Source organism: Pseudoalteromonas sp. BSi20652, assembly GCF_000239855.1.
Classification (GTDB): domain Bacteria; phylum Pseudomonadota; class Gammaproteobacteria; order Enterobacterales; family Alteromonadaceae; genus Pseudoalteromonas.
In genome coordinates, this window is record NZ_BADT01000138.1 from 1 (window position 1) to 13,088 (window position 13,088).

The 13,088-nt window shown below is 38.9% G+C and carries 7 protein-coding genes and 3 pseudogenes; 4 read left to right on the top strand and 6 right to left on the bottom strand.

Annotation, left to right across the window (positions count from 1 at the left end; all coding sequences use genetic code 11):
- The 3 genes and pseudogenes from P20652_RS18455 to P20652_RS06875 form a co-directional block, all read right to left on the bottom strand.
- Positions 1-366 (bottom strand): annotated as a pseudogene (locus P20652_RS18455) (ABC transporter permease); the annotation flags it as partial.
- Between the two features lie 3 nt (positions 367-369).
- Positions 370-1,080 carry an ABC transporter ATP-binding protein gene (locus P20652_RS06880; protein WP_004335374.1) on the bottom strand — a complete coding sequence of 237 codons (711 nt, stop codon included), beginning with the start codon at positions 1,078-1,080 and terminating at the stop codon, positions 370-372.
- A gap of 42 nt (positions 1,081-1,122) precedes the next feature.
- Entirely contained in the window at positions 1,123-2,376 is a 1,254-nt protein-coding gene (locus P20652_RS06875; RefSeq protein ID WP_008169851.1) for an efflux RND transporter periplasmic adaptor subunit, read from the bottom strand.
- Between the two features lie 699 nt (positions 2,377-3,075).
- On the opposite strand from P20652_RS06875, the gene gltB reads away from it, so the two are divergent.
- The 4 genes and pseudogenes from gltB to P20652_RS21030 all read left to right on the top strand — a co-directional run bounded on the left by gltB (position 3,076) and on the right by P20652_RS21030 (position 10,491).
- Positions 3,076-7,533, top strand: a complete 4,458-nt coding sequence (gltB, locus tag P20652_RS06870) for a glutamate synthase large subunit (RefSeq protein ID WP_008169852.1) — start codon at positions 3,076-3,078, stop codon at positions 7,531-7,533.
- 9 nt (positions 7,534-7,542) lie between these two features.
- Entirely contained in the window at positions 7,543-8,958 is a 1,416-nt protein-coding gene (locus P20652_RS06865; RefSeq protein ID WP_008169853.1) for an FAD-dependent oxidoreductase, read from the top strand.
- Between the two features lie 595 nt (positions 8,959-9,553).
- A pseudogene (locus P20652_RS21495) lies at positions 9,554-9,913 on the top strand (GGDEF domain-containing protein); the annotation flags it as partial.
- Positions 9,914-10,054: 141 nt separating this feature from the next.
- A pseudogene (locus P20652_RS21030) lies at positions 10,055-10,491 on the top strand (GGDEF domain-containing protein).
- A gap of 24 nt (positions 10,492-10,515) precedes the next feature.
- On the opposite strand, the gene P20652_RS06860 reads toward P20652_RS21030, so the two are convergent.
- The 3 genes from P20652_RS06860 to P20652_RS18465 all read right to left on the bottom strand — a co-directional run.
- The gene (locus tag P20652_RS06860; protein WP_008169860.1) at positions 10,516-10,830 is read right to left on the bottom strand and encodes a hypothetical protein; all 315 of its coding nucleotides are present in this window, start codon (positions 10,828-10,830) and stop codon (positions 10,516-10,518) included.
- Positions 10,831-10,894: 64 nt separating this feature from the next.
- Positions 10,895-12,568, bottom strand: a complete 1,674-nt coding sequence (gene recN, locus P20652_RS06855) for a DNA repair protein RecN (RefSeq protein ID WP_008169861.1) — start codon at positions 12,566-12,568, stop codon at positions 10,895-10,897.
- 75 nt (positions 12,569-12,643) lie between these two features.
- Positions 12,644-13,088 (bottom strand): hypothetical protein (locus P20652_RS18465; protein ID WP_033017592.1); only part of this gene is annotated, 445 nt, incomplete at its 5' end.

Genomic DNA, 13,088 nt, shown 5'->3' on the forward strand with positions numbered 1-13,088 from the left:
TGCGGGCACTGCCAATAAAAGGTTTATTTTGTCAGAGTCTAAATAAACCGAAAAGCCGGTACGCATCATGGCCACTTTCCTATCTAAAGAGGGTGCCTTTAATAAGTTCTCTGCATCTTGATAGGTAAGTTGTAGTGGCACGTTATCTTCTGTCCGCCACGTACTACCATCGTCCATTGTTTGTAATTGCACACTGTAAAGTTGGCTGCTTCTATCTGGGATAGGATCGGCCGACATCATATGATAAACACTAAGGCTGGTCATTGTTATGCCTATACCTATCGCAATGGCAAGTACCATTAAAAAGCTAACCAGTGGGGTGCGCTTGAAGCTGCGCCAACTTAAATCTAAATAATGAATAAACATTAGTTAAACCCCCGATGCTGTTTTTATAGTTTGCGCGCCTTGATAAAGCGTAAAGTCGGCAAGTTGTCCATCAACTACTTGAATATTACGCGGAGCACGGCGGGCTAATTCGCTATCATGCGTTACCATTACAATAGTGGCACCGTCGCGATTTATTTGCTCAAGTAACTCCATAACTTGGCGAGCCATTAAGCTGTCAAGGTTACCTGTTGGCTCATCGGCAAGTAAAAAACGAGGTTCACCGGCAAGCGCACGGGCTATTGCCACACGTTGTTGCTGGCCACCAGAGAGTTGTTGAGGTAAGTGTTTAGCGCGAGATGCTAAACCAACTTGTTCAAGGCATTGTTCAATTCGACGTTTTCGCTCATTTGCTTTAATCCCTCTGTAGCGAAGAGGAACTTCTATGTTTTCATATAAATTTAAATCGGGGATTAAATTAAAGCCTTGGAATATAAAGCCAATTTTTTGATTACGTAAATCAGCACGTTGGTTATCGTTTAGGCTGCCAACATTAACGCCATCCAACAGGTATTCACCTTCGTTAAAAGGCTCGAGCATACCTGCAATATTTAAAAAGGTTGTTTTTCCTGAGCCGCTAGGACCGGTAACAGCAATAAATTCGCCTTCGTTTACTTGCAGGTTAAAGTCTCGAAGCGCATGGGTTTGTACCATTTCTGTTTGGTATACTTTACTTACATTGTTCATTTGTAACATGGTTGTTCCTAATTATTTTTAGCGTTGGTTGAGAACGTCTGTTTAATTTAATAAAATCGTATCGGCTTGCTTAAAGTCGCTGTAGCTTGAAATAATAATTTCATCGTTTTCTTTTAGTCCGCTCAAAAGCTCAACCGCATTAATGCTGGTGGCGCCTATTGTAATAGGTATGCGCTTTGCAATATTGCCTTCTACCTTATAAGCAAAAATTCCGCCTTGCTGCATAAAAGCTCCGCGTTTTACCTGCATTACACCTTCTCGGTTGTCGAGTAAAATACGTGCAGTTAAGCGTTGGTTTTGGCGAATGTTGTTAGTAACACCTTTAAATCGGACGCGTGCTGTTACTTCACGATTATTAACTTCTGGTGATATGGCGGATAAATTCCCCATCACTGTTTCATTGCCTAACTTAAGCTCTACTTCCATACCGAGTCCTAATTCGTTGGCGTAACTTTCAGGTACTTGAAGTTCCGCTTCGAAATTACTTAAGTCGACGAGTGTCATAAGAGGTTGGCTTTGCGTCACTGCGGCTTTTTGTTGCACAAGTAGGTTACCCACGATCCCAGTAACGGTAGCCTTAATAGATAGGTTGCTTACTTTTCTGATTAAATCATCAACAATAAGTTGTTGGCGGGTCACATCACTTTTAGCAGCTTGTAGTTCAAAAGCGAGCGTGTCTTTGGCAAGCAATACCTCTTGTTGTGCATGTTTATACGAGAGCCTTGCACGTGATAAATCATCAACTGCTTTTTCAAGATCAATTTGGCTAATTAAGTGCTTTTGAATTGATAACTGCGCGCGACGATTTTCGCGCTCAGCGGCGTTAAGCTCAACTTCTGCCATATCGAGTGTTTTATTTAAGGTGAGTGTTTGGCGTCTTGCTTGCAAATGCTGCCTTTGCTGTTCGCCTTCAAGTCTTTTAAGTACAGACTCCTGTTGCTTCAATTCATTAGTTAACTCAGGGCTTTGCAGCAGGGCAAGTGTGTTGCCTTGCTTTACTGTATCGCCGGCCTTTACTTTTAAATCTATAAACCCCCGTTCTGGACTGTAGATTTTAGGAGCATTAGCAGCAACAATTTTACCACTGGCGGCAATGTCTCGAATGAGCGCTTTAACGTGTACTTTTGCAATCTGTACTTTTGAGCGGCTAATAGAGCTTTTAGCGCTATGGCTCGTTAAAAAAATATAAGCAATTGTAGAGACCACAATGAAAACAATCGCAGTGATTATCGCGTATTTTTTATAGCTTATAGGTGTCTTTACTTGTATGTCTTGTGCGCTGGTATCTTTAATCATTTAATTTCCCCTAAATTGCTTTTATGTATTTTTCGCACAGCAGTAATAAAGCTGCTGTGCAAATAGCGGCAATAGGAGAGAGTAAATATAAGCTTAGAGTAAACATAGTAATTCCAATTAGCGATTATATGTAAAGCTATACGATTAATATGCCAACTATTATCGCATTGATATTAAAGTGCTTTTTATTTTTTGTTCTTAAAAATGATGTCCGCGGACAGTTTATGTGTCCGCATCGGACATAGTTTTAAATAAAAATTCACTATTAAAAGGTTAAAAATGCCACAAATATTAATAATTATACAAAGTAGCTGCAAAAAAGAGAGAGGTTAAACCTAAAAACTACGCAGATAGCATAAAATTATCTAAATGTTAACTGAATAACGCTGGTTTATTTGAATAGTTATTCATGTATATGGTGCTTTACGTTTACGTAAACTGTATATTTGTGAGTGTCATTTCTTTACAAAATGTTAAACTTGACACCGGTGTTATGAAAAAATAACGGCTAATATAGTGCTAATTGTTAAAATTGATGATGAAAAAGAAATCTTGCTATGAAGTGAGAAATATTCAAGAATGTGAATATGTATTCAAAGTGCTATTGACTCTATTTAAGATAGAGGCTAGTTTTGTCCGTCTGTTAGCAAATCGTCGAGCAGTTCATCCACGCTAACAGTGCAGCAAGGGGAGGGGTCTATGTTATACGACTCAAAGTTAGAAAAAGAAAATTGTGGCTTTGGCTTAATAGCCCAAGTTAATGGTCAAGCCAGCCATAGGCTTATACGTACTGCCATTACAGGCCTGGATCGTATGCAGCATCGTGGCGGTATATCTGCTGATGGTAAAACAGGCGATGGCTGTGGTTTGTTATTACAAAAACCTGATAGCTTCTTTCGTGCTATTGCCAGTGAACATAATTGGCATTTAGGTAAAAACTACGCAGTAGGTATGATTTTTTTAAATTCAGACCCTGTTTTAGCGCAAGCTGCAAAACAAATACTTAGCGAAGAATTAGAAAAAGAAACACTCAACATTTTAGGCTGGCGCGTTGTGCCAACCGATCCATCTATGTTGGGTCCTATTGCTGTACAGCAATTACCAGGTTTTGAACAAATTTTTGTTAGCGCGCCAGAAGGTTGGCGTTCTAAAGACTTAGAGCGTCGCTTATATGTAGCACGCCGCCGTGCTGAAAAGCGCATTGTTGATGACGAAGCTTTCTATATTGCAAGTCTATCTGGTTTGGTAACTATCTATAAAGGCTTAATGATGCCTGCAGATTTACCAAATTTTTACCTAGATTTAGCTGATATTCGTATGACGAGTGCGATTTGTGTTTTCCATCAGCGCTTTTCTACTAATACTCAGCCGCGTTGGCCTTTAGCTCAACCTTTCCGCTATCTAGCACACAATGGTGAAATTAATACTATTGAAGGTAACCGCCAGTGGGCACGCGCACGTTCATACAAGTTTGCGTCACCGCTTATTCCTGATTTACAAAGCGCAGCGCCGTTTGTAAACGAAACCGGTTCTGATTCATCAAGCCTAGATAATATGCTTGAGCTATTTTTAGCTGGTGGCATGGATTTATTTCGCGCTATGCGTATGCTTGTGCCACCTGCATGGCAGAAAAACCGTGCAATGGACGACGATTTACGTGCATTTTACGACTTTAACTCTATGCATATGGAACCATGGGATGGCCCGGCAGGTATTGTTATGTCGGATGGTCGTTTTGCGGCGTGTAACCTTGACCGTAATGGACTTCGTCCTGCGCGTTATGTAATTACACAAGATGGTTTTATTACGCTTGCATCAGAAGTGGGTATTTGGGATTACACTGCCGATGAAGTGGTTGAAAAAGGCCGTGTTGGTCCAGGTGAATTATTAGTTATTGATACTAAGCTTGGCAAAATTTGGCACTCAGATGAAATCGATCAAGATTTAAAATCTCGCCATCCTTACAAGTCATGGCTTGAAGAGAACGTTAAGCGTTTAGTTCCATTTGAAGAACTTACTGAGCAAGACGCCGGTAATCGCTCATTTGATGACGAAACGTTAGCTAAATATCAAAAAATGTTTGGTTATACCAACGAAGAGCTTGATAGCGTTATTCGTGTAATGGGTGAAAACGGCCAAGAAGCAACAGGCTCAATGGGTGATGACACGCCATTTGCAGTGCTTAGTGAAGGGCATCGTTCGCTGTATGATTACTTCCGCCAAAAATTTGCGCAAGTAACAAATCCACCTATCGATCCACTGCGTGAAAACCATGTAATGTCGCTTGCAACATGTATTGGTAGTGAGCAAAACGTATTTAACGAGACAACAGGCCACGCTAAGCGCCTACAGTTTGATACGCCAATTTTAATGTATGCAGACATGCAGCAGTTACTTAATGCTGATGAAGCGCATTACAGCTACTGTAAAATTGATATTACCTACACAGTTGAAGAAGGTTTAGAAAACGCGGTTACGCGTATTTGTGACCAAGCACAAGAAAAAGCAGCCGCTGGTTGTATCATGCTTATTTTAACAGACCGTAATTTTGATGAAACGAATTTACCAATCCCTGCGGCAATGGCTGTAGGCGCTGTACAAAATCGTCTGGTAGATAATAATTTACGTTGTGAATCAAATATTATTATTGAAACAGCCAGTGTGCGCGATGCGCATCAATTTGCTGTGTTACTGGGTTTTGGTGCAACAGCAATTTATCCGTATCTTGCTTATGAATCACTTGTAGCAATGAGCGATAACAAAATTATTGATAAGTCGTACTGTGAGGTAACCCTTTCATACCGTAAAGCTATCAATAAAGGCTTGTATAAAATTATGTCTAAGATGGGCATAAGTACAGTGGCATCTTATCGTTGTTCAATGTTGTTTGAAGCCGTTGGTTTATCTGATGCTATTGTGCAAATGTGCTTTAAAGGTGTTGCAAGTCGTATTAAAGGCGCTTGCTTTACAGATTTTGATGATGATCAACAAAGCTTACACAAACTTGCTCTAAGTAAGCGTAAACTATTAAGCCACGGCGGCCTGTTTAAGTACGTACATGGCGGTGAGTATCATGCTTATAACCCGGATGTAATTCAAACTCTGCAAAAAGCAGTTCGTTCTGGTGAATACAGTGATTACAGTGAATATGCAAAACTTGTTAATACGCGCCCTATTGCTACTTTACGTGACATGCTTGCGCTTAAAACTCCAGAGCAAGGCATTAGCATTGATGATGTAGAGCCTGCAGAAAACCTCTATAAGCGTTTCGATTCAGCGGCCATGAGTATTGGTGCATTATCGCCAGAAGCGCATGAGGCTCTAGCAATTGCAATGAACCGCTTAGGTGGTTGTTCAAACTCTGGTGAAGGCGGTGAAGATAAACTGCGTTATGGCACCGAGAAAAACTCGCGTATTAAACAAGTTGCTTCAGGTCGATTTGGTGTAACACCGCATTACTTGCGTAGTGCTGAGGTTATTCAAATTAAAGTGGCGCAAGGTGCAAAGCCAGGCGAAGGCGGACAATTACCGGGTGAAAAAGTAACCCCATACATTGCTAAACTTCGTTATTCGGTTCCAGGTGTTACGTTAATTTCGCCACCACCGCATCACGATATTTATTCAATTGAAGATTTAGCACAGCTAATTTTCGATTTAAAACAAGTAAACCCTAAAGCACTTATTTCTGTAAAACTGGTTTCAGAGCCAGGTGTAGGAACCATTGCGACAGGTGTTGCTAAAGCGTATGCCGATTTAATCACTATTTCTGGCTATGACGGCGGCACAGGCGCAAGCCCACTTACTTCAGTTAAATATGCAGGTAGTCCGTGGGAATTAGGACTTGCTGAAACGCAGCAAGCCCTCGTTGAAAACGGATTGCGTCATCGTATTCGTCTGCAAACAGATGGTGGTTTAAAAACAGGTCTTGATATTATTAAAGCCGCAATTTTAGGTGCGGAAAGCTTTGGCTTTGGCACTGGACCAATGGTTGCGCTTGGTTGTAAATACTTACGTATTTGTCACTTGAATAATTGTGCAACCGGTGTTGCAACACAAGACGAAACGTTGCGTCAAAAGCACTACCACGGCTTACCAGAAATGGCGATGAACTACTTTAAGTTTATAGCACAGGAAGCACGTGAAATTATGGCAAGCCTAGGCGTCGTTAACTTAACTGATTTAATCGGTCGTTTAGATTTGCTTGAAGCAATTGAAGGCAAAACAGCAAAACAAAAGAAAATTGATTTATCGTCTGTTTTAGCTCAACCAAATAACCCAACGGGTGAGACACTTTATTGCAGTGCACCAAATAGCTCGCACTACTTAGGTAAATTAAACGAAAGTTTGCTTGCTAAAGCACAAGAGGCAATAGACACATCAAGCGGTATTTCGCTTGTGAGTCGTATTTGCAATACTGATAGGTCGGTCGGTGCAATGCTTTCTGGTTATATTGCTGATAAACATGGCAACCAAGGTATGGCAGCAGATCCTGTGGCCATTGAACTACACGGTACTGCAGGTCAATCGTTTGGTGTGTGGAATGCCGGTGGTCTTGAAATGACACTAGTAGGCGATGCAAACGATTACGTAGGCAAAGGTATGGCGGGTGGTAAATTAGTTATTCGTCCACCACTTGGCTCATCTTTTGAAAGCCATAAAGCAACCATTGCCGGAAACACATGTTTGTACGGCGCTACAGGTGGGAAACTATTTGCAGCAGGTTGTGCAGGTGAGCGCTTTGCAGTTCGTAACTCAGGTGTGCAAGCGGTTGTAGAGGGCGTTGGCGATAATGGTTGTGAATACATGACCGGTGGCGTTGTGTGTGTGCTGGGTAATGTAGGCGTTAATTTTGGTGCGGGTATGACTGGTGGTTTTGCTTATATTTTAGATGAGCGAAACGATTTTGAAAAACGCATTAATCCAGAACTTGTCGAAATAGTAACGCTTGATGAATTAACATCGCATCAAGAGCATTTACGTGGATTGATAGCTGAGCACTTAGAGCTTACAGGTTCATGCAGAGCAGAAAGTATTTTAGCTAACTTTGAATTGTATTTACCTATGTTTAAATTAGTTAAGCCAATCTCAAGTGATGTAAAAAGTTTACTCGGGCATCGCGCTCGCAGTAGCGCTGAACTTCGTGTTCAAGCGCAATAAGGGGGAAGTATGAGCGAAAATGTATATCAATTTATAGACGTGCAGCGTGTAGACCCACGCAAAAAACCAATATCGTCGCGTAAAAAATCTTTCGTGGAAATTTACGAACCCTTTTCAGAGAATCAGGTTAATTCGCAAGCGGACCGTTGTTTAGATTGTGGTAACCCTTACTGTGAATGGAAATGTCCGGTACATAACTACATTCCACAATGGTTAAAGTTAATACGCACGGGTCGTATCATAGAGGCGGCTGAGCTTTCTCATCGTACGAATAGTCTACCGGAGGTTTGTGGGCGTGTTTGTCCACAAGACCGCTTATGTGAAGGCTCATGTACATTAGATGAAGAGTTTGGTGCGGTTACCATTGGTAATATTGAGAAATACATTACTGATGAGGCATTTAAAATGGGCTGGAAGCCTGATATGTCTTATGTAACATGGACTGATAAAAAAGTAGCTATTATTGGTGCAGGTCCATCAGGCCTAGGTTGTGCAGATATTTTAGTGCGAAATGGTGTTAAACCAGTCGTATTTGATCGCCATCCAGAAATTGGTGGATTGCTGACGTTTGGTATTCCTTCTTTCAAACTTGAAAAATCAGTAATGCAAAAGCGTCGTGAAATTTTCACTGAAATGGGCGTAGAGTTTAAGCTAAATGTTGAAGTAGGTGTTGATATTACACTTGATGAAATTTTAGCTGACTACGACGCTGTATTTATAGGTGTTGGTACGTATCAAAGCATGCGTGCAGGTCTTGAAAATGAAGATGTACCAGGTGTTCACGATGCATTACCGTTTTTGATTGGCAATACGAACCGTGTAATGGGTTACGATGAGACCAAGCAGCCATGTATTGATATGGCGAACCAAAAAGTGGTTGTATTAGGCGGTGGTGATACGGCAATGGACTGTGTACGTACGTCTATTCGTCAAAATGCGTCAAAAGTGACGTGTGCATATCGTCGTGATAAAGAAAATATGCCGGGCTCTAAACGTGAAGTTAAAAACGCCAAAGAAGAAGGCGTTATATTTACCTATAACGTTCAGCCTAAAGGCATTGTATTGAACGATGAAGGTAAAGTAACTGGCGTTAGAATGGTTAAAACTAAATTAGGCGAACCTGACGTAAAAGGTCGAAGCCGCGCTGAAGAAGTACCTGATTCCGAACATATTATTGAAGCCGATCAAGTTATTATGGCATTTGGCTTTCAGCCTCATAAAATGGATTGGTTAGAAAAATACGATGTAGAAATAAACCATTGGGGTGGCATTAATGCTCCAGAGCAAGGTGAATTTACACATCAAACTACTAATCCTAAGATATTTGCTGGCGGTGATATAGTACGAGGCTCAGATTTAGTGGTAACGGCTATTTTTGAGGGACGTAACGCTGCAGAAGGTATTATGGATTATCTAAAAGTATGATAGCGCCATAAAAATAAGCTTAATACTGCTCACTTTGTATATTAAAGTTGAGAACAGTTGATCTGTTTTTAGGTATTTGAAAATCCGATAAACCTTGTTTATCGGATTTTTTATTTTCGTTTTACACACTCTAAAAATTGTTAATAACTGAAAGCCAAATTAAGTTGAGGTTAGATAAAAGGATTTTAAAACAGTGGCCGAATTTTATTGACCACTACAATTAATGGTTTTTAAAGTGAGGTGATTATTATTACAATTTCAAATAAGCACTATACGAGGCAAAGGAAGGTTTACTCTTACTTATTATTTAAAATAATCGCTTTATCAGGAGCTTACGCAATAAGCCCAAGTATGCATTAATTTCAACTGTAAATTGGTGTTTTTTTAGGTTAATAAGTATAGGTCTATTACTTGATTTAAAGTCTAATTAAGCACAAAATATAAAGCTGTTTACTATTTGCTTACTTTATATCTATAAGTCGGCGTTAATTAATACAAGAAAAAATCATAAATTATGCACGAATACTCAGATAACACGGAAAGAAAGCTGATTGTTAGACTTTTCTCGTCAGTTGGTTTTACAGCTACTTTTGTAATGGCCTGTATTGCTCTCATCAATAGTGATTATCTTTTATCAGCTGTACTTTTTAGCTCGTCATCCGTCTATGTATTGGCGCTTAGTCTTCATAAAAGTGTAGAAAAATCTACGAGTATAATTCTTTATAATTTATATGTATTAATGTTTTACTTGGTCGTAACAGGTGGTGTTGAAGGTACGGGGCCTATATGGGTGTTTATAGTATCGCCTGTAACCTATTCAATTCGCGGGTTAAAGAGAGGAACATACGATATTACCTTGTTTCTTTTGTTTATAATGTTTGGCTTCTATTGCGCAGAATTTTTTAATATCCATCATTACAACCCTACTGAATTTCCATCTAGAATAATACTGACATTTATTATTGTTGCTATGTTGGGTGGTTTTTATGAGTACTCAAGAGAGAAATATAACGATAAAATTATCGCTTTGAGTCAAAAAAACGAGTTACTAGCAACAATAGACCCATTAACTAGTTTGCCTAATAGACGATACACCATGGGTAAATTAGAGGAATTTAAGTATTCTTTATCGCGTGAACAAACTCCTTTTATATTAATACTTTGTGATGTCGATAACTTTAAAAAATAAATGATAAATACGGACATAATTTTGGTGATCAAGCACTTATACACCTAGCTAATATTTTAAAGCAAAATATACCTGATAATGCGCTTGCGTCTCGATGGGGAGGTGAGGAGTTTTTAATTGTTATACCCAACGTATTAACTGCTCAGGGAGTGGAGATAGCAAATAATATACATACTTCACTTAAAAATAATGCAGTAAATTTATCTTCAAACAGGGCGAACCTAACAATCAGTATGGGAGTTATTCAATGTGATGAGAGTCGTTCTATTGACCTTGATATAAAGCATGCAGATGAATTACTTTATAAAGCAAAAGAGCAAGGTAAAAATAGAACTTGCTCCTAGTAACACTCTTATTTTTAGTTAGATTTAATCCATTGAAAAAGAGTCAAGTGAAGACTTTACTCTGGCTATACGGCGTTTTACGCTAATATAGCAAAGTAAGTTACACGCTATTTGTATAGTTAAAAGAGCCCAGTAACTGCTACTTGTATTGCCGTTTGAGGTACTTGTTGCATATAGAGCACCTACCAACACCTGTATTAATAAAGCTAAATTTAAAAAACGAAATAAATGTTGTTTAAATTTCGTGTGTTTAAAGCGACTAAAAATAGTTAAAAATAGACTCGATATGAGTAATAACCAACTCAATCCTAAACCGATGTAAAGTATATTACTTTGCATTTTACTCATCCTTTACAATTGCTGATTAAACTAAAACAGCTTACTCATTAATAATGTTTATGTCTTAAGCGTGAGCCATTATTAATTCTTTAGCATTCGCTTTGGCTGTTTTGCTTACATTATCGCCACCAAGTAGGCGGGCTATCTCATTAATACGGCCATCTTTATTTAAAGGCATCATATAAGTAAATGTTTCTCCTTGCGCTATTTCTTTAGCGACAAAAAATTGTTGATGAGCACTACTAGCGACTTGTGGTAAATGAGTAACACAAATTACTTGGGTAGACTTACCTAGTTGGCGTAAAAGCTTGCCTACAGCCGATGCAGTAGGGCCTGATATACCTACATCAACTTCATCAAAGATTAGAGTTGGAGTTGTTACTTTTTGAGCAATAATTACTTGTATAGCTAAACTAATACGCGAAAGCTCACCACCCGATGCCACCTTAGCTAATGGCTGAAGTGGCTGACCTGGGTTAGTTGATACTAAAAATGATACATTGTCGTATCCTAAGCTGTTTGGAGTTCGTTCAGGCTCTTGAACCAAGGTTATCTCAAAAATGCCATTTTCCATCGACAAATTGGCCATACTCTTACTTATTAATGTATTAAGTGTATTGGCATATTTATAGCGGCTTTTACTTAGCTTTTCTGCTGCATCTTTATAATTTATTAGCGCACTTTCTATTTCCGACTCCAGTTGTTCAAGTCTATTAGTATTATTGCTTATCGACTCAAGTTCTTGCGAAATAGATTGATGAAATTCAACTAACTGTTGTGGTTTTATATGATGTTTACGAGCCAAATCCATTGAGCCGCTCAATCTACTCTCTACCTCTATTAAGCGGGCGGGGTCTAGATCTGCTTGCTCTGTGTAATTACGTACTTCACGGCTAGCTTCTTCAACTTGTACAGCGGCTTCATTAAGTAATGAAGCAACACTAGCTAAGCTTTCATCGTATTGAGCAAGCTCTGTAAATTGTTGAGCGCTGTGTTGTAGTAATGAGCATGCATTTTGTTCATCACTTTCATATAAATGCTGTAATTCACGTTGACAGGCTTCTAAGATAGTTTGGCTATTGCTAAGTTTGTAATGCTCAGCTTCTATTTGTTCAAATTCACCTTTTTGCAGTGCAAATTCATCAAGCTCGGCTACTTGATACTCTAATAATTGCTTTTGGGCTGCTTGTTGTAATTGTTGTTGCTCTAAATGTTTAAACTCTTTTTGTAAGTTAGCAAATTGCTTATAGCTCTGGCATACCTGATTAACTAAATGTTGATGCCCTGCATAAGCATCTAACAGTTGTAACTGATGCTCCGCTTTTAATAGATACTGATGGGCGTGTTGACCATGAATAGAAATTAAATATTGGCCAAGTTCTTTTAACTGTGACGCGGTAACAGCACTGCCGTTAATATAGCTTTTACTGCGGCCATTTTTACATACAACACGACGCAATAAACACTCATTATCGGTGTTATTTAGCATATGTTGTTCTAAATAGGCCTGAGCAAGCGGAAGTTCAGTTAAGTCAAACTGGGCGCATACTTCTGCCTTATCCGTATTTGGACGAACAGCAGATGCTTCTGCGCGCTCACCCAAGCACAGTGACAATGCATCAATAGCAATAGATTTCCCAGCACCGGTTTCACCAGTGATTGCGGTCATGCCATGTTGCCATTCGGTATTTAAATTACTAACAATCGCAAAATTTTTAACTTCTAAACCAATTAACATACTGTTTATCCATCCAGTCAATTAACTGTTAATTTATACAGTGTTTTGGTTTTTTGCAAATTAATTTTTTATTATTTAAGCAATGCTTATGTCTTGATTAAGTTGTGAATCGGAAGGGGTTGCAGGTATTTTAATTTGATCATCAATAGTATCAGTAGGTTGTGAACTATTTTCGGTTTTAAGTAGGGCTATAAGTGGAGGTAACGTATTTGTATAAAAGCTCTTATTATATAAAATTCCTTGTTGAGGAAGCTCAGATACAAAGTACTCTATATTATCAATCAATGGTTGAATTAGATCTGTTTGATTCGTTTTAATTAATTCGCTAGATAGTGTATTGACTAATGAGTCGACAGCATCTTCAAGCCGCTGTAAATTTTCATCTGTATGTGGTTGAACTACAAAAAAATTACTTACAACTGCCTGTATTCTAGGATTATATTTAGGGCGAATTATTTTAGCGTCCAGTAACTCATTTAATTTTAATTTAACACGATTATTAGCATGTGATACGCGTTCA